Below are 21,812 nucleotides of genomic sequence, written 5' to 3'. Positions count from 1 at the left end.
TAATTTAGACTTCAAAATTCCGATAAGGTTTATTCAAGTCTAAATAATGGAAATTGTGTTGTCTTTGTCCACTTTGTTTAGGTATGGTCATGTAATCTCCATATTTCTGTGACAGATAAGTGTCGTATTTCTGTACTCCCCATACTTCTTCATCTTCAAACCGGATGGGAGTAGGAGTGCCCAGAATGTCCTTCGACATGATTCCTTTCATTCCGTCATCATAATCGCAGACTAATGCGCATTGGTCGAAATCGTATTTCTTCATTACCTTCCTGATGCTTTCCTGTGTTCCGGTAAGGGTGAAAAACTTTCTGCATAATAGCGGTATCCATGAACTGGGACCTTTCCCATGTTTGTATGGATCACGATGAATCAGGTAAAGTATTCGTTTGTAGAACTCATACTTCGCAAAATGCATTCTTTGCGCCATGCGGCTTTCCGGAACTCCATCGAGTGGAAATATATCAATATATACACCTCCCAGATATTTGAGATGCATACGCTCGATTAAGGTTGTATTGGCATCCTGCACCTTTGCGAACGGAAGAGGATATTCCTTATCATTCTCGGCGCATACCGCTTCGTAAGGTTCCGGTAACCATTCTTTGGCATTAGCCATTAGTAAATCATAATCAGCTCTTGGCATTCCGATATCCAAGTCATCATCCCAGGGGATGAATCCTTTGTGGCGTACAGCTCCCAACATGGTGCCTGCCATGATGTAATATCGCAGATTATGTTCTTTGCAAACTTTGTCAACAGCTAATAAGTTCTTTAATATGCGAAGCTGTAGAGGGCGGATGTCGTAATTAGCCATTTTATCTGATTTTAATTAATAAAGACTGGATGGAATCAGCTTCTGTGCCTGTTGAAAGTCCTCTACTGTGTCCAGCTCGGCCGAGAAGAACTCGGTGGTGTCCATAACGTAAAAACTATATCCTTGCGGAATCAGTCTCTCAAAAGCCCGTTCGTAGAATATATTATCCAGTCCTTCGGTAGTAATCATAATTTCCAGTTCACGAAATAGCGCCTTGGTATATTCAGCTGACATCTTTTCGATGCCGATGGACTCTCCGATAGCATCGGATATCGAACAGACTTTGCTGATTTCCACGACCTTTTGTGCGTCGTCCACGATGACTTTTATTTCTTCTGCTCCGAGCTCATGGCGATTCAGTGCCAATATGTCGTCCTTATCCGAATGAAGCAGCTTCTCTACAATCTGCGGATCGAATACAATGTCGCTGTCTAATAACAGAATTTCCTCCCCATCCGTATATGGGCGGGTGAGCCATAATGAATAGATATTGTTGGTTGATTCATACCTGTCATTATAGATGAAAGTAATATCTTGGGTTGGATAATGTGCCTGTAGGAAATCAACGATTTGCTGCTGGCGATACCCGGTGACAATGATGAATTCATCAAATCCGTTTTGTATCAGAGCATCAAAAGCCCTTTCCAAAAGGCATCGTTCTCCTATCTTGAGAAGACATTTGGGCGTCGTATCGGTCAGCGGGCGTAAGCGTGAAGCTATTCCTGCGGCTAATATTATTGCTTTCATTTGGATGCGATTTCTTTGATTGTATCTATAACGATCCGGTTCTGCTCTGGGCGACCCAATGTGATACGCAAATGAGTATTGATATCCGGTTCATTCATAAATTTCACTTTATAACTCTGTTCAGCAAAAGCCTTTTGTAAAGCCTCTTTCAGCTCTATCGGGTATTTGATTAAAATAAAGTTGGCAACCGATTCATATACTTTGAATCCGGGCAACACGCCGATTTCCTTTTCGTAACGCTCACGGTCTTCGTTCATCAGTTTTGCGATGTTTCGATAGTGTGCGTCCGATTTAAGAGCCGCAATGGCGATATCTTCGGATATCCGGTTGTAACCCAGATATTTATTGCTGTATCTGCTGAATTTTTCCAGCTCCTTACTCATAAATCCGAATCCCATACGTAAACCCGGCAATCCATAAAATTTAGATAAGGTACGGGAAATAATCAAATTCGGATATTTATTAACCAGCTTTTTGATATAACTGGTATCAGTTGAAACAAAAGAAGCGTATGCTTCGTCTATCAATACCACTGTTTGGCCGGGTACTTCTGCAAGTAGTTCATCCAATTCTTTCGGAGTCAAACCATTGCCGGTAGGGTTATTGGGAGAAGCTAGTAAAAGAATCTTCGGATTCTCTTTCCGAATCATATCTTTTAGCGTCTCAAAGTCATATTTAAAAGTATTTCCGTCTTCGTAGAGAGGATATTGCAAAGTATGGCCATTCACCTCATCTGCAATTGATTTATAATACCACCATGAGAACTTGGGAATCAACATCGTTTTATTTCCATCTTCTTGAGTCAGGAAGTAGTGTACGGCTTGTTTCAGAATATCTTCTCCGCCGTATCCTAATAAGACTTGTGTTTCATCTATATCGTAAAGTTCGGATAAGAAAACAGATAATATACTTTTCTTTCCTTCATCATAAATGCGGGTATAAAAACAAAGTTTATTTATATCGAAGTTTTTTAAAGCTTCTACTACTTCTTTTGATGGACTGTAGTTAAATTCGTTTCGATCTAAAAAGTTCAAATTCTTTTCCATATTAGTTTTGTATGATTCCTTTATCGCACCAGGTTAGTTTCCTGACTTTCGTTTCGTTCAAAATGCTGCGGTTGTTGCTCAAATTATCTGTTCCATGTAGTTCGTGATGAAGATGGAACACAATTCCCGCAAATTTGATGGTACGCTTGCGTACACCGCTGTTGATAAGGCGGCACACTAATTCATGATCTTCGCTTCCCCATCCGGTAATAGCTTCATTGTACCCATTGACTTTTAATAAATCCTCTTTCCAGAAAGCCATATTGCATCCTCTGGAATATGAAATATCCCATTGGCGATAATGCTGAAGTAATGGGCTTAGCCAAGGCAAATGTACTCCGTTGATTGCATTCTTAGTACCTTTGTCGTGAATAGAGATAATACAGTTCCTTTCTGCTAGCATCTTTTGGGTTAAACCTTCCCGGATTAATACACGGCTACCGGTTACGAAACTACCTTTTTTAGCAAAATGTGCATGATCTTTGACGAAATCTTTGTGTAAGACGATATCTCCGTCAATTTGTATAATATATTCTTTAGATGCTTTCGCAATAGCTTTGTTGCGGATGGAGGCCAGTCTGAAACCTAAATCTTCATGCCAAACATGAATAATGGGGACTTCGGAAGAAACAGCCAATTGATGAATTAGTTCTCTTGTATCTTCTTTAGAACCATCATCGGCAATGATAATTTCATTAGGAAGGAGAGATTGACGTAGCACGCTTTTAACGCATAATTCTAATGCGTCGCTTCTATTATAGGTGGATATAATTAGCGATGTACTTATGTTGCTCGCCATTGGTTTATTCATATAATTATTACTAAGTTAGTTAAATAGTTAAGGGGGCTTGCACTAAAATTCTACAAATGTATACATTTTATTTGGTTGTGACAAGCGTTAAAGGCTTTTTTGCTAAACATTAGGGGGTTAGCATCCTTTTTAAGAATAATATCCGTATCTTTGCTATCAGTTTGTTATAATAACTAAGATAATATAGTGTGTTTGTAATGGAAAATCATCCGGTGGAAGTTAGTATAATCATCCCTAATTATAACTATGCTCGTTTTTTGCAGCAACGTATCGAGTCTGTATTGGCACAAACATATACAGACTATGAAATTATATTATTAGATGATGCTTCAACCGATGATAGTGTGTCTATTTTAAACCATTATAAAACAAACTCTCGTGTCGCTCATTTGGAGATTAATTCTGTCAATACAGGGAGTCCTTTTGCTCAGTGGCAAAAAGGGATTAGTTTGTCTCGTGGAAAATATATATGGATTGCCGAGAGCGATGATGCGGCTGATTCTTCTTTTTTGGAAAAGGCTGTTTCTGCCTTAAATCAATATTCTCATGCTTCTTTCTGTTTTTTAGGTTCACATTGTATAGACGAGAAAGGGAATGAACTATCTACAGATTTTGACCGTTGGACTTCAAAACAATTACGCCGTCCTCACAATATAGGTGTTTTTGATGGTGAAGATTACATAAAACATAATCTTTATTGGCGTAATTATATTTATAACGCTAGTGGCGTTGTTTTTCGTAAACAGTGTTTTGAACGGATAAAGGATTTGTCTTGTTTTTCAATGCGCTATAGTGGTGATTGGCTTTTTTGGATAGAGATGGCGAGGCAAGGGATCGTTGTTGAGTTATATGAAAAGTTAAACCTTTTTCGATTGCATTCAACAAGTACAACTGTTGAGGGTAATGCTTCAGGTAATGCGATTCTTGAAGATATTCAAGTAGTACATTATGTTGAATCATTTTCTTATCCAATAGGGAGTTATAAGCGTTTGATGCGGCATGGAATGCTTTATAAAAATATAAAGCGTGCAACAGTTGATTCGAAAATGAGATTGTTGTTGTTTGAAAAACTGAAAGGATGTTTTGGAACAAGTGTGTGGACATATAGATGGGAACGGGTTAATAAATACATGAGTTTTTTGAATCCATGGCAACCTACAAGAGATAGAGATAGGTTGTAATGAATTGTGAAGTGCAATAAAGAAAGATATGGTTGACAAAAGAATTATAGCATTTTATTTGCCGCAATATCATCCATTTCCTGAAAATGATGAATGGTGGGGCAAGGGATTTACTGAATGGAGAAATGTGGTCAAGGCTAGGCCTCTTTATCGTGGCCATTATCAGCCGCATTTACCAGCAGATTTAGGTTTCTATGATCTGCGTGTTCCGGAAGTTCGTCAGCAGCAAGCTGATATGGCTCGAATGCACGGGATTAATGGCTTTTGTTATTATCATTATTGGTTTAATGGTCATCAATTGATGGAAAGACCACTAGAAGAAGTATTATCTTCTGGCAACCCTGATTTTCCATTTATGCTTTGTTGGGCTAATGAAAATTGGACAAGGGCATGGGATGGTGGAAGTCGTCATGTTCTGATTGCTCAAAATTACTCGGAAGAGGATGATCGTGCGCATATCCGTTATCTGTTAGATAATGTATTTAGTGATTCTCGATATATAAGAGTAGATGGTAAACCTGTATTTTTAATTTATCGTTCCATGCTTTTCCCGAATATGAAAGAGACTATTCGAGTTTGGAGGGAAGAAGCTTCTAGTAAAGGAGTGGAGTTGTATTTATGCCGCGTCGAAACTATGGATTGTTATGGAGAAGAATACCTTCATGATGGTTTTGATGCTGCCGTAGAGTTTCAACCTTTCACTCATCAAATGAATGAATTTCAAAAAAAGAGAAACCCATTACGGAAGTTTGCTTATAATATAAATCGTCACCTTTTTAATACATGTAAGAAGAAAAAGATTGATTACTCGGAATATGTAGATTATATTTGTAAAACTCCTTTTCCTGACTATAAAATGTATCCGGGGGTTACTCCAATGTGGGATAATACTTCTCGTCGAAAACAGAAAATGTTTATTTTAGACAAGAGTACTCCCGAAAAATACGGTGAATGGTTATGTTCGGTTATGAATAAATTTGTGCCTTATAGCAAAGACGAGAATTTTGTTTTTGTCAATGCTTGGAATGAATGGGCAGAGGGTAATCATTTGGAACCTGACTTAAAATGGGGATTCCGTTATTTAGAAGAAACAGAAAAGGTGGTAAAAAGTATGCAAGAAGGTGGCTTTTAGATATAGGGAGGTGATTGTGTTTTTCTAGAATATATAATGTTGCTCGTGTTCGAGCCGGATCTAGAGAAATCGTTTTGTAAGATTTCTCTAGATGTTAATTCGTAGAATTCTGTACCATATAAATTTGAAAAAGATCTTGTTTCTATATTTACTGCTGGTGTAAGTGCTACGAAAATTTTGTACTTCATTAAAAGCTTGTTTGAAAGGAACTGAACTTTTAATAATATGCTTTACTCGTTTATACTCCTTTTTTTCTTCTCTAAGGTTTAACGTCAGAATCTCTTTCCCTTTTCTGTAAAATTCATTCCTTGATTGTACATAGTATATGTCGTGATTTTCAATAGGAAATGCATTGATGGTTTTGTTATATATTTCCGTATATTCATTGCCCATATCTTTTAAAGACTTCATGTCTTTTAAAAAATGTCTGATTCTTTCCACTTTCTGTTCATATTCTTGTGGGGCTGATTTAATAGTTGAGATGAGTTTAAAGATATCGTCTAATGTACTATTTATAGGTAAAATCCAGCCGACATCTGTTCTTTTTACTCGTTCGGCAATTGCTCCTAGGTCAAAAGAGACTACGGGGATCTCTGAAATTAAACTTTCTGATAAGGTATAAGAATATGTTTCGGGTCCCATGGATAATAAACAGATTAATTTTATGTTATTCTCTAGTAGTAGATTGGGAAGATCTTGTTGTATATACTTGCCATGATAAATATAATTCTTCTTATTTTTATTGTATTTTTTGTTTGTTGTTTGTCCGAAAAGATGGACGTTTATGTCTGTGCCTTTTACTTTCTCTGTTAATTCCTCTAAATATTTTAGTCCTTTTTCTTCTGTAATATATCCAATAAAGGCAATATTAAACTTTTTATTCTTCTTTTTATCTGGATTGTCATTATTAGGCTTTTCGTTTATTTTGTCATAACCATGTTCTACCACTTCGATTGTTAAATCCTTATATGTGTTCAGGAATATATTTTTTGTACTGTAAGATGGAACAATGATTTTCTTTACAGTTTTAAGATTTTCATAAAACTCTTTTCTCCACAGTGGAATGAAGTTGATATTTAGGCTGAATGTTTTTGCTATACATGAACCGCATCCTGCTGTGTTAGCATAGTTACATAGAAAAGTTTCTTTGTTAAAGAGGTTCATAGAAGGACATATTGAATAAAAGTCATGTAAAGTGTATATGACAGGGACACTTTTTTCTTTTGCTACTTTGAATATATCCAAATACATGTATTTTAAATGATGGATATGTATTAGGTCTATTTTTAAAGTGTCTATTAGTATTTTAATATCTCTATTGAATGTATCATTGTAGAGGTTTAATGTCGTATATTGTGAATATGCACCTAGTGTGGAGGTAATTTTATCAAATGGTAAGAAAGAAGTTACATGATATTTAAAATCATCATCGGAATAATAAAGAACATGAAAATTAAATTCTTCTTTCATGTTTTTTATTAGATCATGTACATGTAAAGTTGTTCCTCCTATATTTTTCTTTTCAGCTTCTTTGAAATCATGTATTACAATTAATACATTTTTCTTAGAATGTAAATTAATGGCATAGCGGATATTTAACTGTATATCTGAAATTGGATTTTGTTGTACAAAGGATTCTGTGTTCTCGATGCATGAAGGATATCTCTTTTTTAATATTTGTAGGTGAGAATTTATTAGTTCTGTTTTTTCTTGAGAAAACGACTGGGTTCCTTTATGATAGATATATGTGTTGTCACATAGTAGATGCCTATATCCGGCTTGTAGACATCTGTATGAAAAATCATTTTCCTCACCGTATCCTTTCCCAAAAGCTTTTTCATCGAAGAGACCAATGTTATTTATGGCTTCTCGTCTAATATACATACAAAATCCATTTGCAGTAGGAATTTCAGGGAATAGGTTCATGCTGCATCTTTCAACAATCTCTGCATATTTCTCTATCGTAAAATCTGATGGTATCGTATTTTCTGACATAAAATCAGGTACGGATGCTAATGTCGCATTGTTAGATAGTGGAGTGACAGTTGCTATTGCAGCTTTGCTATATGCGCACTTTTGTATTTTAGGGAGCCAATTTTTTGTAACCTCTGTGTCGCTATTTAATAAAACAACATCGCGTAACGAGTGTTGCATGCCGATATTAACCGTTCGTACAAATCCTTGATTGCTCTCATTGTTGATTATTGCAATGTTTAAAGATGGATATTCTGCCGTAAACAGGTTTAGCAAAGGAAGGATTCGCTGGTCTGTACTTTTATCATTGATAAGTAGTAAGGTATGTTTGGTGAGATCTGTATGTTCAATCACAGTTTCTATACACTTCTTAGTAAAATCAAAAGCATTATAGATGGGTATTATAATATCAGTATCCATGATGAATTAAAATAGATTGAGGTGAAGTACCGCTTTATAGAAGTACAGATTGTTTTTATATATAATGATACAAAGGTATAAAGAAAAAATAAGAGTGGCAAGTTATTAATCTCAGAGGTATAGGTTTTAAGACAATATGTTTTTTCATCTAACTTAATACTCTGCAATGGTTTTTGATCTTATTTTGGCATAGGGAGATAACTACTAAGATATAAAGTCAATTGTTCTTGTATAATTGATTGTTAGGTTTACCTCTATTAGAATCAAGAATATCAGAAATTAAAGTGATCTTATTAATGCAAATCTTTCATCTCATTTACTTATCTTTGCAAATGAAACTATTGAATAGTTAGAAAAATGAAAAATAAACTGGCGATCATTATACCTGCTTATAAAGCTTGTTTTTTTCGGGAGGTTTTAGATTCTATTGTAAGGCAGAGTAATCGTGACTTTACGGTCTATATCGGTGATGATGCCAGTCCTGATGATTTAGAATCAATAGTATCTGATTATAAGGATAAATTAGATATATTCTATTTCCGTTTTGAACAAAATTGGGGTGGGAGAGACTTGGTTGCCCATTGGGAGCGCTGTATTAAATTATCTGATGAGCCGCTGGTATGGCTTTTTTCAGATGATGATTTAATGCCACCTGATGCTGTAGAGCGGGTGATGAAGACTTGGAGGAAATCAGGAGAATGTGATGCCGTATTTCGTTTTCCTTTGGCTATAGTGGATTCGTATGGTAAATTAAAATATACTAATCCGCCTTTTGAGGCAGAAAGGATCTCTGGCTCTGATTTCTTATTGGATAAGTTAAGTGGTAAAATATCCTCTGCTGCGTGTGAGTATGTGTTTACACGTGATGTTTGGAAAAAAACAGGAGGGTTTGTTAGGTTTCCTTTGGCATGGTGTTCAGATGATGCAACATGGGCAAAGTTTGCAGATTATACAGCTGGTATTATTTCGTTGCCGGGAACTCCTGTTTATTGGCGGAATGCTGAAGATAAGAATATAAGTAATTCTACACGTTTTGATAGGGAGAAGCTTAAAGCTACCGGACTTTTTCTAAAATGGATTGGAATGAATTATAGATTAAATCTCCGGGAGTCTAGATTTCAAGATGCATTGGTGACTTATGTGAATGTAATATTAGAGTGTTCTGTAAGAGGAAACTATAGTCTAAAAGATTTGGTTTGTTTATATGCTATTTTGAGAAGACTTTCTCCTAATGTGGCTTCACGTGTTTTACGCTCCCATATTTTAAAAGCCAAACTTTTTATTTGAGATAATTTCTTTTGGTGAAATGTTCGGTATATAATTTATCTCCTAGTTAGAAAGAAATGGTTGAATAGTAATTTATATTGAAATACAAAATGAAGAAAATACTTTTTATTATACCTTGTGTCCCTTATCCTTTGAATTCTGGGGGGAATCAGGCTTTTTTTCAGATGGTAGACTATATTCGCCATAAGATTTCAGTTTCAGTGTTGTTTTATGCTTGGACGGTTGATGAGGCAAAAAGAGTAGAAAAGTTAGAAGATTTGTGGGGAGATGTGGATTTTTATACTTTTGTTAAAGAGACCAAAGAAGAACCGGATTCTCCTTTGGTGCGAAATCCTTTTTATTATAAGTGGCTGAAAAAGCTCAAGACGTCTATTGAACGTAAAATGCGGAGGCAGTTGTTGTCTACGTCAAACGGTACTGTCGATCTGTTGAAAGATAAAGATTTTGTACGTGAAAAGTCTGTTTTACCTAATTCTGTATATAAAGAATTTGATACACGATATATAGATTATGTTACAAAAGTAGCACATACAGGGTTTGATATCATTCAGGTAGAGTTTTATGAATTGATAGCATTGGGATATGTGTTACCGCAGAATGTACAGACGATTTTTGTTCATCATGAATTGCGATATATACGTAACGAGAATGAGATGAACCTTTTTCAGGCAATATGGCCTAGCGATCGGATGAATTTTCTTATTGCAAAAGACTTCGAATGGAATGCGTTGCAGAAGTATAAGCATATAATTGCTTTGACGGAAGTCGATAGGCTATTGTTAGCTAACTTTTTAGGTCGTGAAGATCACATTTATGCTTCTCCTGCAGTGATAAAATTTGAATCGAATTCAGAGACGGAGTTTATCCCTTGTGTTCATCGGCGTTTTACTTTTGTGGGATATGGAGAGCATTTTCCAAATCTAGATGCTGTTGTATGGCTTTGTAAAGAAATTGTTCCCTATTTGCGTGAATGCAATTTTGAGTTCACTTTGCAAGTGGTTGGAATGGGATATGAGCGTTATTCTGCTGAACTACGAACGGCTTGTCCTGAGATAGAGTTAGTTGGATTCGTTGAGAATTTGACCTCTTTCTTGCAGGGGAGCATTGCTCTTGTTCCTATTCGTATCGGAAGTGGTATGAGAATGAAAATACTTGATATAGTTTCTTCAAATGTTCCTTTTATTACAACTTCAAAAGGATTGGAAGGTATTCATTTTAGCCACGGTGTAGATTGCTTGATAGCTGACAATACTATTGATTTCGCAGATGCTATGATTAAATTATCCAATGATTTGGAGTTACAAAAAATGTTGGTTTATCAGGCTAATGACAAAATGAAGAATATGTATAATCCACAAGAAATGTTGGATCGGAGATTATCGGTTTATACTTCTATTCTTAAAGATGAATTTTAATGTTTTTGTTGAGCCTTTGATTCTATATTGTCATCTTGAAAACGTTTTAGATTCTTTACGCATTAGCTGCTGCTATTCATTCTTGAATGATATGGAGTGGCAAAAAGATTTAATAAATTGTTTGAGAGACTTTTTATCTTTGGGAATATTGGCATTGGCTATTATCTGGGATAAACTGTATTGAGATACTAGATATTGGTCTGAGCTTTTTATAAAGCCGTTGAAATCTTTATTATCAGAGACTGCATCATAACTTTCATTGTGTTTTCTCCATAAAGTTAATTCTTGAGGAATGTAATATACTTTATTGAACACACATATTTGTCTCCAAAGCCAGAAATCTAACCATGCGGGGTAAGGGGTGCTAAAATTAATATTTTGGATTACTTCTTTTTTCACACAAACAGCTGAGAATGTAGGGATATAGTTTGAATCAAGGTAGGGAAATATGTTACTACCTGAATGTTTTTTGAGGAATGAGGAACTAAATTCTATATATGAATCATATTCAGGGTTATTCGATAGGTTTATAACTTTGATACCATTGACTATGAAATTTGCTAAGGGATTCTGTTGGATTGTATTTTGTAAATATTCAATATGGTTATTAGTCCAATAATCATCACTCTCACAGAATGCAATGTATTCTCCATTGGATTTTTCAATTCCTAATTTCACAGTCTCAGCTAATCCTCTATTTTGGTTACTGGGATGTGTGTATAGTTTTATATTTTTAAAACGGTTGGCATATTCTTCTATTATAGGAAGGCTTTGATCTCTGCTTCCATCATCTACCACAATAACTTCAAATGATTTATTAGTTTGTCTGATTAAAGAATCTAAAGTCTCTTTTATATATTTAGCATAGTTGTACGAAGCAACGATAACTGATATCAATGGTTGTTTCTTCATTATTGTTTTAAAATAAGAGTTAAACATAACAGTATTAGTAGGACACAGGATATTCCTAAAGTAACTAAATAGTATTTCTTATATTTCTGGTATTTAAGCTTATACTTGTTATATTTAGAAAAGAAAAAAGATGGATCTTTATATAAATTGAAAACTTCTTGTAGGTGATTGTATAACCATTTGTCTTCTTTTCTTCCCAGATAATCATAGAATTGGGTAAAATAGTATACATATCCTGCATAGCCGCCAGGATTTGCCTCGAAAACGATACGGAAAAAAGAATTATCAGTAATAAAACCAGCCTCATTGAGATTGCTGCTAGGCTTCATGCCATGAAAATGGATAAGTTTAGCTTTGTCATTGATACCCCAATAAGGTTTCCAATTATATTCTATTGGTAGTAGTTCCATGTCTTTGAAGCATAGCTCGTTTAAATATCCTTGGTCAAAAAGTCCAGATATGTTTCTTTCTCTATTTTTCATTTTAAGAATAAATTCCTCATATTTCTCTTTCATGCCTTGGATATTCATAACTAATACTCCCGCATTAAAATATTCCATATCTTCCACATTACGTTCATATTCTGGGGCAGCTGCTAGATAAGTGGGATGTGGAAGTTCCTCAAGTAAAATGTCAGAATTGAAAATCACGTCTATATCAGAATAAAGAACATACTTTTCTTCTTTTTCTACAACGGGGATTTCCATTCTCATAAATGTTCCGAAAATTCGGTTATATTCGATTTCTTTCCCTAAATTCTGCAACATCCATTCACGCGGATATATCTCCATCAACTCTTGCTTATAGGGTAATTGATGGAGGATTATTTCTACATTGAATTCCTTTAATAACCTATAAACAAGGTCATTTGTGTTGCCATCATATAGGCAAACTAAATGGAGAGATGTGTTTTTCTTGGCACTGATTAACATGACTTTTAGTAAATCAAGATAATCTTTTCGAGTGACTATGGAGTCTGTTAGACAAATATAGCATTTCATAATCTGATATTTTAATTGCGTTATTTAATAGAGAACATTATAGATATATTTTTCACTCTTTTTTAGCCGAGTTTGTATTTGTCTGATTTTGTTTAGACCAATGAGTTAGCGTTTTAATATGTCCCAAATAATATAATTCTTCTTCAGTTGGCTTTGCGCTATTCATATACCAAGGTAAATGTCTGACGGAATAAGGGTGTCCGGTTCGAATACAGAAACAGTCTGGGTCAATAGGTTCTCCGATAAAATAGGGCTTATATACAGCAAAGGTTGTATCTATTAAAGCTTTGAATATGTTAGGTTCTATTTCTTCTTTCCAGAAAATGCTTTCCCACTTTATAACTTTTTCTTTTAATTTATAATGATCTGGTAGGTCGTCTATGCAGATTGAGAAGCCAACCTTCAATGCTTTTGGATATTTCTGTAGCAATAAAATAAATTTCTCAATAAAATCGTCAGGACAATTAGGAAGGATCTCTAAATCAGAATCGGTATAGGCATAATAAGAATCCTTGAATTGCTTAAATATCCCTGTTTCCCACAATGATAAATGCCCGACATTTTTATTTAACATATATACAGGGTATGGTAGTTTTGTATAGTATTCTAATAGTGGAGGGTATGTTGATTGGTTATCAATAATATATAAATTATGGTATCCCCTATTTTCTAAGCTATGGATTAGCTTTGCTAGCATTTCCAAACGGTTGTAGTTGTTAATAATGATAGGGATGTCTTTATAGTTGGTTTTCTTTACTCCAAAGAGCCTTTTTTTGATTTCGGGAATAAACCATTTAAGAATTAGCTCTTTAGACCTTTGAAAGTCTTGATTGAATGCTTTATATTTTCGAATCAACTTTCTTCTCATTTTTATTTCTGTTAACAATGATGTTATACATTAGTTTTTTCTGGTTTATAGCTTGCAAAGCTACTATTTTTTTTTGATTAATATTCATCATTTCTAATATTGTATATTCAATGTTATTATAGTATGGTGTTTGGATAGAGGTTGGCATTAGATTCTTTTAGATATTCAGAGTGACGACTTGAGATATTTATTATCTTCTTCTTCTAAGAAATCTTCTTACTAAAAATAAGAATTTAATATACTGTCGTGCTTTTCTTTGAATCCAAACATTGTCTATAAGTTGTTGAACTCGGTGTTTTGATAATATGTCTAATGCCTGCTCTTGAGTTCTTACCTTCTCTTGAAGGGTAGTATGATTCTGATAAAACTCGCTAATCAAATAGGGGAAATTATTTTTAAAAAAATCGGAACGTTCTTGCATGATTAAGTTGCCACTTTTAGGGTCAGAACTTATTCCATAAACATTAAAGTATGAGACTGCAAAATTTAGATGTTTTGTTGTGCGATTAAACAAAAGGATCTGTTTTATAAAAAAAGCCCAATCTGATATAATCTGGTATTTTTCTTCATATAGCATATCTTTAAAGAGTTCTCTTTTAATAAAAGTAGACGGATGTCCTAAAGAATACTTATATATAAAGGGTAGGGTCAATTTGTCGGGATAAGGGCTGATTTGTATGTCATCGGCATTACGATACAGGTATAAATCAGCATAGACAATATCTTCTGTGAAACTTTCCTTAAATACTCGCGTTAGAATGTCATTTTCTAACCAATCGCCGGAATTTAAGAACAATAGATAGTTGCCTTTAGCTTTAATAATTCCTTTGTTCATTGCATTATAGATCCCTTTATCAGGCTCTGATACCCAATAAGATAAATGTGATGCATACTTTTTTATAATGTTAATGCTATTATCGGTTGAGGCTCCATCGATAATAATATGTTCAAAATTTTTAAAAGATTGCTTTTCCCATATACTTTCTAGGGTTTTCTCTAATCCTTGAGCATCATTTCTATTAATTGTGATTATGGTTAGTTGTGGCATATTATTTAAGTTTATGGTTGTTGTTAATGTTTGTATGAGACTTTTGCTTTTTTGTATGTATATATAGATTTTTCTATGATAATTACTCCATAATGTTTCTGCAAAAATAGATATTATGTATAATAATATATGTTCAGTGATTAGAAAAATGAATAAAGTTTGGATAATTGTAAGCTCTCTTTTTGTTTTGCATTCAAGCGAGAAACTTCTTATAATCGTTAATATTGTTAACGGAGGACTAATAAGCCCCAAGCTTAAATAGCTTTTTATCGATATAGTTCCTTAGTAGATATTAATAAGACTGTTTCTTTTCCTTTCAAAGAGCAAAACTAAAAGGAAGCTTACTTGTGAACTGAGATCTTAGATTTATAATTCTGACGCGTGTTCTCTTGGTGTTTAATTATTGGGATAAACGTACCCGACTATAGGAGGTTCTATTCGGATCCATCCTCCGTGATTATAAATAATATTGAGATCTAAGGTTGTTAAGTGGTCATCATGTTCGGTATGATAATATTCATAAAGTGGAACTGTAAACTCTGTCGGCTTTTCATAAACATAGCCTATAATCATAGATTTTCTATAGAGTGGATTCATTAAATCGTAATTAGGAATTGTTGTTGTGAAGAAGTCTAATGTTATATCATTTGTCTTGTATTCGTATAGTGGAATCGTTCCGGGTAGTTGTTCTGTAAGAATATATCCATCATAGTTCCAAAATTTCCAATCTGGGTAGCGAGTTGCTATTTCATCATCAGTAGTAACGAGGTGTTTCCGTCCTTCTCGGCAGTCGTAAGCATATAAAAGGTTTAATTTAAGTTCTTTAAATCGAGAGTTGCTTATGTACTTGAATACTGCTTGTTTTATCTCCTCCTTTTTCACTGGATCAGATATAAAATTATAAATAGGATAGGTTTCTTTCCAGTTAATATTAGTAAGGCATGCGTTACTTAAAGAGACAGAATTTTCCCAACTTTGTACGTCTATACCAGTAGGCATTCCTTTTTCTAAATCATATTTAAGACTTGTGCCATTACCACCATAAAATTGAACAAAAAGTTCTTTGTTTTGATTATCCTTAACTAAGGATTCATCTGTTTGAACGGTTCTTGATATATTTAAAGAAAAACCAATTCCAAACAATGCTGCCTTAAGTCCGGAGGCTACAGTGGTCTTTTTATGAGTTGCATCTTTTGTATGTGTAATGACAGATCTATACATCAATTTGTACCGACCGCCAATTATAAAGTCTGTTAATACATGGGTACCATATCTTTCTACTAATCTATCGGGAGAAAGTCTTTCTAAATCTTCTTTGAAACTGTCTGATAAGTATTGTGACAGACTGCTTACCTCATCGTTTATTTTAATATATTTACGATTTCTAACGGCATCTACACTAGCGAATGAATATTTATCAGAATAGGCATATTCGGTCTTTAAATAATTATTATTGGTTATATTCCCAGAGAAATAAGGTACTGTGTCAACTTTTTCATTGCCATAGCTCATATTTGAATCAACATTAGTTTCATTTATAATGTCTTTTGTATAATCCGAGGCCGAGTAACCATAATACATTTGGTCATGTCCAAAAGAAGAAGTGCCATATTGCACTCGTTCATGCTTTTCTTGATCATACTTTGTTATATTAAGTACAGGGTTTCGAACAGATAGAGGATGTAGGTATTCACCTGTCACATCATAACCATATCCTAACACACATACTTTTCATCGCCGGCAGCTCTAGTTGTAGAACTTAAGAAAGGCTTGGAAGATGGATTGCTTGAAAAGTCTTCAATGTCAGAGCAAGAATAACAAATGGTTAATAATAAACCTAATAACCAATAATTTTTTCTCATAATATTATTTTTTACAGTTAATAAATGCCTAAGTTAGGAAAAATGTTGAAAATAGCAAAACTTAAGTGTGTGTTTGTAAACATCAAAAACGTCAATTGTATTTAAGTTGAAGTGTTATCTATTGATGTGGTTTATTGAGAAGTCTATAAAAAATGTCTGATAAGCTTTTGCTTGTGGTTATGTAAATATAATGATGGAGAAGTTGGAAAGGGATTATGCAAAATGTCAGTATTACATCTTGATCTTAATGTGTAAAATATGGTATTCTGGAAAGTTTGTAGAATAGACTAAATGGGCGGTGCTTTGAGGATATTTAAAACATTTTGTTAGATGTCATAATTCGTTTCTATAAAAAATATAAATATAGACCTGATTACCGAATGAAATTTGCAGCTTTTCCAAAAATTGCCAGTTTTGCTCGGTAATTACTCTATTTTGTTTGTATAACCCCAAAATAAGAAATAATGGATACGCTTTATAAGTCATATCGTATGTTGTTTAGAAACATATCCACTGATTTTGTCCGTTATTTCTATGATGAGATAGAGTGGGATAATAAGCTTATTGCTATTTAGAGGCCATGTGGCATTGGCAAAGCAACTATGCTCTTGCAACATACATATCTAGCTGTATGATAATATAGGCGAAATTTTGTTTGTGATAGCTGATGACTTGTGTTTTGCAGAGCATAAACTGATTGATCTGACAATGGACTTCTATCCGTACGACGGAAAGAAACTCTCATATTGGATTTGGAAATTCTTTTCTGCTTCTATATAAATGTTCAATGTTAAATAATCGCTCCTATTTCTTTTGGGCATATACTATTCCAATTCTGATAAGAAATAGCTGCATCATATAAATATCCAAATCGCTCATTTTCCTTCTGTTGTCATTTCTGGAGGTAAAAGCGCATAAAAAAGCTTCCATATCCTTCAAATGGCCATTGAGTCTGATTGAAAAATATCTTAGCGAATTACTGGAGTGTTTCATATTGTATCAGGTGAAATGTTATATGGTAGATATAGGCTTGAGACCTCTTTTGTTGAGAGTGTGTTTATTTGCTGTTTACAAACAGCAAAAAGTATAATAAAATGCTGTTTGCAAACAGCATTTTATTATCTTTGTGTCTCATAATACTAAGATATAGGAATGTATGGAAACTCTTTTTGCAAAACAAGACCGTTTGTTGTCATTGACATCGACTGAGATTATAAGGACATTGATGCATCGAATCAATTGGGATGCTCAGTTGGTGGCTATTAGAGGGCCTCGAGGAGTGGGGAAAACAACTTTAATGTTACAGTATATGAAACTGCATTATGAGGTTTATAGTAGGGACGTGCTCTATTGTACATTGGATTCTGTTTATTTCTCTAATCATACTTTGCTGGAATTGGCGGATGTATTCGTAAAGAATGGAGGAAAGCATCTCTTTCTGGATGAGGTACATAAATATCCGACTTGGAGTAAGGAGATAAAAGAAGTATATGACATGTATCCCGATTTGAAGGTTGTGTTCAGCGCGTCCTCTTTACTCAATATATTAAATGCTGATGCCGACTTATCCAGACGCTGTATCCCTTATGAGATGCAGGGGCTCTCTTTCCGAGAATTTCTATTGTTTTATAAACAAATGAGCTTTCCCGTATGTACGCTGGAAGAAGTCTTGACCTCGCCCGAAAAGATTTGTTCGGAAGTGAATAAAGTGTGTCGCCCTTTACCTCTTTTTAAGGAATATCTGCAATATGGATATTATCCGTTTTATTTGAAAAATCAGATAGATTATTATACAAGTATAGAACAGGTTGTTAATTTTATTGTAGAAACGGAATTACCCCAGTTGTGTGGAATTGATGTGGGTAATGTGCGTAAGATAAAGGCCTTGTTGGGCATTCTTGCAACTTCTGTTCCTTTTGAGGTGGATATTTCCAAATTGTCAACAACTATAGGTGTTCATCGTAATACTGTCATCGAATATCTGAATAGCTTGGAAAAGGCGAAATTGCTCCATTTGCTATACGCGGATCTGTTGTCTGTCAAGAAGATGCAAAAGCCGGATAAGATTTTCCTGGATAATCCTAATCTGCTATATGCTTTAGCTTCTCATCCTGTGAAAATAGGAACGGCACGTGAAACGTTTGTGGTCAATCAACTTTCGTGTGACAATGAAGTGGAGTACGGGAAGAAAACCGGAGATTTTAGGGTCAATGGAAGATATATTTTGGAAGTTGGTGGTGAAGGTAAAACGTATGATCAGATTGCAGATGTGCCTGATTCTTATATTTTAGCTGATGGAATAGAAACGCCTTACAGGTGTAAATTGCCGATTTGGATTGTAGGCTTCCTGTATTGACGGGAAACCTGCAGGAAATATTCTTTCTTATAATGTCTGGGGCGTAAATAAGCGTGCATAAGCGGTTGATGGTAAGGTTAGAGTAGAGTTGCCGAATGAAACCTGCAGTTTTTCTAAAAAATGCTGGTTTTATTCGGCAATTTACTTTATATTTGTCTGTATAACCCAAAAATGAGAAATGATGGATACACTTTATAGATCATATCGAATGCTACTTAGTAACATATCCACTGATTTTATCCAAATTCTATAGTCTGCCTTTGCTATTATATCTTGATTCTCGTAATTCTTTCCTTGTGCGGTTTGCTGCAATATAGATATTTCTATGTATATTTGTACGATGTGAACTTAAACAGATTGAAATATGAGTGGCAAGATTTACCCTATTGGCATACAGAATTTTGAAAAAATTCGTAAAGGTGGCTATTTCTATATTGATAAAACTGCATTGATTTATCAATTGGTGAAAACCGGGAGCTACTATTTCCTGAGTCGTCCGCGCCGTTTTGGCAAAAGTCTGCTTATTTCTACGCTTGAAGCCTACTTTCAAGGAAAGCGTGAACTCTTTGAAGGACTGGCTATGGAGAAGCAGGAAAAAGATTGGGTAAAATATCCAGTATTACATTTTGATCTTAATACGGAAAAATACGATACTTCGGAAAGTTTGGAAAATAAGCTGAACGGGGCATTAGTGGAATGGGAGAAGATGTATGGTGCTGAGCCATCGGAAAAATCCTTGGCGATGCGTTTTGAGGGTATAATTAAACGTGCTTGTCGGCAGGAAGGACAGCCTGTGGTCATTCTTGTGGACGAGTATGATAAACCAATGTTACAGGCTATTGGTGATGATGCTTTGCAAAAGAGTTTCTGCAATACATTGAAAGCTTTCTATGGCGCATTGAAAAGTCAGGATGGTTGCATTAAGTTTGCTTTGTTGACGGGAGTGACCAAGTTCGGTAAAGTCAGTGTATTCAGTGATTTGAATAACCTGAATGACATTTCAATGTGGAATAAGTATATAGACATTTGTGGTGTGAGCGAACAGGAACTATACGATAATCTGGATGCCGAACTTCATGAATTTGCCAATGTGCAGGGAGTGACGTATGAGGAGATATGTGCCCGGTTGAAAGAAATGTATGATGGCTATCATTTCACGCACAATTCCAAAGGAATGTATAATCCCTTCAGTCTGCTTTTGGCTTTTGATAGGAATGAGTTTAAAAGCTACTGGTTTGAAACAGGTACTCCCACTTATTTGGTGGAATTGTTGAAGAAACATCATTACGACCTTCATCGGATGGCCCATGAAGAAACCGATGAACAGGTACTGAACAGTATAGATTCTGAATCTACCAATCCTATCCCGGTGATTTATCAGAGCGGATACCTCACCATTAAGGGGTATGATGAGCGTTTTGGAATATATCGTTTAGGTTTTCCTAATCGTGAAGTGGAGGAAGGATTTATCCGTTTTCTCCTCCCTTATTATGCGAACGTCAATAAAGTGGAGTCTCCTTTTGAAATTCTGAAATTTGTTCGTGAAGTGGAGGCCGGTGATTATGAATCTTTTTTTCGTCGCTTGCAAAGTTTCTTTTCGGATATTCCCTATGAGCTTGCACGCGAACTGGAGTTACATTATCAGAATGTGCTTTATATCGTGTGTAAACTGGTTGGGTTTTATGTAAAAGCAGAATACCATACGAGTGAGGGTCGTGTGGATATGGTATTGCAGACCGATAAATTCATCTATATCATGGAATTTAAATTGAATGGTACGGCGGAAGAAGCTTTGCGGCAGATAGAGGATAAACATTATGCTCGTCCGTTTGCAACGGATTCACGAAAGCTTTTCAAGATTGGTGTGAACTTTAGTGCTGAAACAAGAAATATAGAAAAGTGGTTAGTGGAGAATTGACACGCCTCCGAAATGGATATAAAATATTCATTTCTCATATTCTCATAAATATGTTCTAAGTATCAGATTATTAATAGTATAAACTATGAGAAATGTTTCTGAATTTGGCATTTCTCATAGTTTCATTCGCGAATAGGCCTTAATTTGGCTTATTTCTCATACCCGTTGAACTCATTTCTCATAATGCCCTGGAGCTGGTATATAAATAGGCTGTGTGGGTTTGCCGATATTCTGTAAGTTACCCTGTGCCTTTAGACGACGAATCTGTCTGCTGGCCATGCTTTGGGTAAAACAACAGAGTGACTGCATATTACTACGGGTCAATACAGGATGGGTTGCAAAATAGGCAGTGAGCTTCTTGTCAATCTCTTCTTCTGAAAGGGACGCCGAATGTGGCTTGTATTTCGAACGTCGTAAGTGAGTACTCATACATAAACTTTTTAAATCTCTGTCGGCCTGGAAGTTAATAGATTTTAGCTTCACTTTGTCTGCGCGAGTGGCAAGCGAATGTACAGGTTCGGTAGCCTGTAATGTAATTTGGAAATAGCCGATTCCATCCAGATGTACTCGTTCTCCTTCACGTAGGTGGTTTCCCATACATCTGCTCAATTCCATTAGCATGGCTTCTACTTCCGCTTTCCCGAAAGTAGTTGCCATATGGATTTCTCTTGCCAGCTTTTGAGTGGTCACATGTTGAAAATTAACCACCCGCGGGTGATAACTAGGTTCTTCTCCTTCTTTCTCCGGTTGGGGATTCTTATAAAACTCGAATTGTATTGCCATCTTTGTTCTAATTTAATGGTTGTTTATATGTTATATACCTGATGCGCTTATCACATCTTGCCTTTATTCTTTTATTATTCAACCGCCATCCTGATTGTTCCACTACAGTGAACGGTTCTTTTCACTCTAGTAGACATATCTTTTTACTGTAGTGAACCAGGGCAGACGCATTATATTTTTTACTATCCTACTCCTGTTTTCATTCTATTTATATAATTGATTATTAACTTATTA

The 21,812-nt window shown here is 35.0% G+C and carries 17 protein-coding genes; 6 read left to right on the top strand and 11 right to left on the bottom strand.

Annotated elements, in window-relative coordinates; translation table 11 throughout:
• Positions 1-4 precede the first annotated feature (4 nt).
• From AAHJ11_RS21695 to AAHJ11_RS21680, 4 genes are read right to left on the bottom strand one after another with little or no spacing between them, the layout of a single operon-like run.
• Entirely contained in the window at positions 5-817 is an 813-nt protein-coding gene (locus tag AAHJ11_RS21695; RefSeq protein WP_148364201.1) for a LicD family protein, read from the bottom strand.
• A gap of 15 nt (positions 818-832) precedes the next feature.
• The gene (locus AAHJ11_RS21690; RefSeq protein WP_148364200.1) at positions 833-1,564 is read right to left on the bottom strand and encodes an NTP transferase domain-containing protein; all 732 of its coding nucleotides are present in this window, start codon (positions 1,562-1,564) and stop codon (positions 833-835) included.
• On the bottom strand, positions 1,561-2,610 hold the full coding sequence (locus tag AAHJ11_RS21685) for a pyridoxal phosphate-dependent aminotransferase (RefSeq protein WP_148364199.1): 1,050 nt from the start codon (positions 2,608-2,610) through the stop codon (positions 1,561-1,563). Before AAHJ11_RS21685 ends, AAHJ11_RS21690 begins: the two co-directional genes overlap by 4 nt.
• 1 nt (position 2,611) lies before the next feature.
• Entirely contained in the window at positions 2,612-3,421 is an 810-nt protein-coding gene (locus AAHJ11_RS21680) for a glycosyltransferase family 2 protein (RefSeq protein WP_234131657.1), read from the bottom strand.
• A 197-nt stretch (positions 3,422-3,618) separates the two neighbouring features.
• Between AAHJ11_RS21680 and AAHJ11_RS21675 the strand changes: the two genes are divergently transcribed.
• Together AAHJ11_RS21675 and AAHJ11_RS21670 are read left to right on the top strand one after the other, a co-directional pair.
• Complete coding sequence (locus tag AAHJ11_RS21675) at positions 3,619-4,602, top strand: glycosyltransferase family 2 protein (protein ID WP_320974995.1); 984 nt, start codon at positions 3,619-3,621, stop codon at positions 4,600-4,602.
• 28 nt (positions 4,603-4,630) lie between these two features.
• Positions 4,631-5,734: a glycoside hydrolase family 99-like domain-containing protein gene (locus AAHJ11_RS21670; protein ID WP_320974996.1), complete on the top strand. Its 1,104-nt coding sequence runs from the start codon at positions 4,631-4,633 to the stop codon at positions 5,732-5,734.
• An 87-nt stretch (positions 5,735-5,821) separates the two neighbouring features.
• Here the strand turns inward: AAHJ11_RS21670 and AAHJ11_RS21665 are convergent, their stop codons facing one another.
• Entirely contained in the window at positions 5,822-8,128 is a 2,307-nt protein-coding gene (locus AAHJ11_RS21665; RefSeq protein ID WP_320978081.1) for a glycosyltransferase, read from the bottom strand.
• Between the two features lie 357 nt (positions 8,129-8,485).
• Here AAHJ11_RS21665 and AAHJ11_RS21660 point away from each other — a divergent pair, with 357 nt between their 5' ends.
• Together AAHJ11_RS21660 and AAHJ11_RS21655 are read left to right on the top strand one after the other, a co-directional pair.
• Positions 8,486-9,415, top strand: coding sequence for a glycosyltransferase family 2 protein (locus AAHJ11_RS21660; protein ID WP_258979029.1), 930 nt, complete (start codon positions 8,486-8,488; stop codon positions 9,413-9,415).
• 89 nt (positions 9,416-9,504) lie between these two features.
• On the top strand, positions 9,505-10,830 hold the full coding sequence (locus AAHJ11_RS21655; RefSeq protein ID WP_320978080.1) for a glycosyltransferase: 1,326 nt from the start codon (positions 9,505-9,507) through the stop codon (positions 10,828-10,830).
• Between the two features lie 72 nt (positions 10,831-10,902).
• Here the strand turns inward: AAHJ11_RS21655 and AAHJ11_RS21650 are convergent, their stop codons facing one another.
• The 5 genes from AAHJ11_RS21650 to AAHJ11_RS21630 all read right to left on the bottom strand — a co-directional run bounded on the left by AAHJ11_RS21650 (position 10,903) and on the right by AAHJ11_RS21630 (position 16,381).
• The gene (locus tag AAHJ11_RS21650) at positions 10,903-11,742 is read right to left on the bottom strand and encodes a glycosyltransferase family 2 protein (protein ID WP_259011303.1); all 840 of its coding nucleotides are present in this window, start codon (positions 11,740-11,742) and stop codon (positions 10,903-10,905) included.
• Positions 11,742-12,743 carry a glycosyltransferase gene (locus AAHJ11_RS21645; RefSeq protein WP_258979035.1) on the bottom strand — a complete coding sequence of 334 codons (1,002 nt, stop codon included), beginning with the start codon at positions 12,741-12,743 and terminating at the stop codon, positions 11,742-11,744. Before AAHJ11_RS21645 ends, AAHJ11_RS21650 begins: the two co-directional genes overlap by 1 nt.
• Before the next feature lie 52 nt (positions 12,744-12,795).
• Positions 12,796-13,611, bottom strand: a complete 816-nt coding sequence (locus tag AAHJ11_RS21640) for a glycosyltransferase (RefSeq protein WP_320974998.1) — start codon at positions 13,609-13,611, stop codon at positions 12,796-12,798.
• Between the two features lie 190 nt (positions 13,612-13,801).
• Complete coding sequence (locus AAHJ11_RS21635; RefSeq protein WP_259011304.1) at positions 13,802-14,659, bottom strand: glycosyltransferase family 2 protein; 858 nt, start codon at positions 14,657-14,659, stop codon at positions 13,802-13,804.
• Between the two features lie 396 nt (positions 14,660-15,055).
• Positions 15,056-16,381: an MACPF domain-containing protein gene (locus AAHJ11_RS21630; RefSeq protein WP_258979038.1), complete on the bottom strand. Its 1,326-nt coding sequence runs from the start codon at positions 16,379-16,381 to the stop codon at positions 15,056-15,058.
• Between the two features lie 1,296 nt (positions 16,382-17,677).
• On the opposite strand from AAHJ11_RS21630, the gene AAHJ11_RS21625 reads away from it, so the two are divergent.
• Together AAHJ11_RS21625 and AAHJ11_RS21620 are read left to right on the top strand one after the other, a co-directional pair.
• Positions 17,678-18,877, top strand: coding sequence for an ATP-binding protein (locus AAHJ11_RS21625; protein ID WP_074558232.1), 1,200 nt, complete (start codon positions 17,678-17,680; stop codon positions 18,875-18,877).
• Between the two features lie 364 nt (positions 18,878-19,241).
• Positions 19,242-20,795, top strand: coding sequence for an ATP-binding protein (locus AAHJ11_RS21620; RefSeq protein ID WP_320974999.1), 1,554 nt, complete (start codon positions 19,242-19,244; stop codon positions 20,793-20,795).
• A gap of 171 nt (positions 20,796-20,966) precedes the next feature.
• Here AAHJ11_RS21620 and AAHJ11_RS21615 read toward each other — a convergent pair whose 3' ends face one another.
• Positions 20,967-21,578, bottom strand: a complete 612-nt coding sequence (locus AAHJ11_RS21615; protein ID WP_320975000.1) for an HU family DNA-binding protein — start codon at positions 21,576-21,578, stop codon at positions 20,967-20,969.
• Positions 21,579-21,812 lie beyond the last annotated feature (234 nt).

It is taken from the genome of Bacteroides sp. 90-K9/2, assembly GCF_047310725.1.
Lineage (GTDB): Bacteria > Bacteroidota > Bacteroidia > Bacteroidales > Bacteroidaceae > Bacteroides > Bacteroides vicugnae.
The sequence above is the reverse complement of the archived record's forward strand: the minus strand, read 5'-3'. Positions and strand labels throughout refer to the sequence as shown.

Coding starts and splice junctions, on each gene's coding strand:
- AAHJ11_RS21665 (WP_320978081.1), bottom strand. CDS start 8,128: ATGGATACTGATATTATAATACCCATCTATAATGCTTTTGATTTTACT.
- AAHJ11_RS21690 (WP_148364200.1), bottom strand. CDS start 1,564: ATGAAAGCAATAATATTAGCCGCAGGAATAGCTTCACGCTTACGCCCG.
- AAHJ11_RS21660 (WP_258979029.1), top strand. CDS start 8,486: ATGAAAAATAAACTGGCGATCATTATACCTGCTTATAAAGCTTGTTTT.
- AAHJ11_RS21625 (WP_074558232.1), top strand. CDS start 17,678: ATGGAAACTCTTTTTGCAAAACAAGACCGTTTGTTGTCATTGACATCG.
- AAHJ11_RS21635 (WP_259011304.1), bottom strand. CDS start 14,659: ATGCCACAACTAACCATAATCACAATTAATAGAAATGATGCTCAAGGA.
- AAHJ11_RS21670 (WP_320974996.1), top strand. CDS start 4,631: ATGGTTGACAAAAGAATTATAGCATTTTATTTGCCGCAATATCATCCA.
- AAHJ11_RS21680 (WP_234131657.1), bottom strand. CDS start 3,421: ATGAATAAACCAATGGCGAGCAACATAAGTACATCGCTAATTATATCC.
- AAHJ11_RS21685 (WP_148364199.1), bottom strand. CDS start 2,610: ATGGAAAAGAATTTGAACTTTTTAGATCGAAACGAATTTAACTACAGT.
- AAHJ11_RS21675 (WP_320974995.1), top strand. CDS start 3,619: ATGGAAAATCATCCGGTGGAAGTTAGTATAATCATCCCTAATTATAAC.
- AAHJ11_RS21640 (WP_320974998.1), bottom strand. CDS start 13,611: ATGAGAAGAAAGTTGATTCGAAAATATAAAGCATTCAATCAAGACTTT.
- AAHJ11_RS21695 (WP_148364201.1), bottom strand. CDS start 817: ATGGCTAATTACGACATCCGCCCTCTACAGCTTCGCATATTAAAGAAC.
- AAHJ11_RS21655 (WP_320978080.1), top strand. CDS start 9,505: ATGAAGAAAATACTTTTTATTATACCTTGTGTCCCTTATCCTTTGAAT.
- AAHJ11_RS21645 (WP_258979035.1), bottom strand. CDS start 12,743: ATGAAATGCTATATTTGTCTAACAGACTCCATAGTCACTCGAAAAGAT.
- AAHJ11_RS21650 (WP_259011303.1), bottom strand. CDS start 11,742: ATGAAGAAACAACCATTGATATCAGTTATCGTTGCTTCGTACAACTAT.
- AAHJ11_RS21620 (WP_320974999.1), top strand. CDS start 19,242: ATGAGTGGCAAGATTTACCCTATTGGCATACAGAATTTTGAAAAAATT.
- AAHJ11_RS21615 (WP_320975000.1), bottom strand. CDS start 21,578: ATGGCAATACAATTCGAGTTTTATAAGAATCCCCAACCGGAGAAAGAA.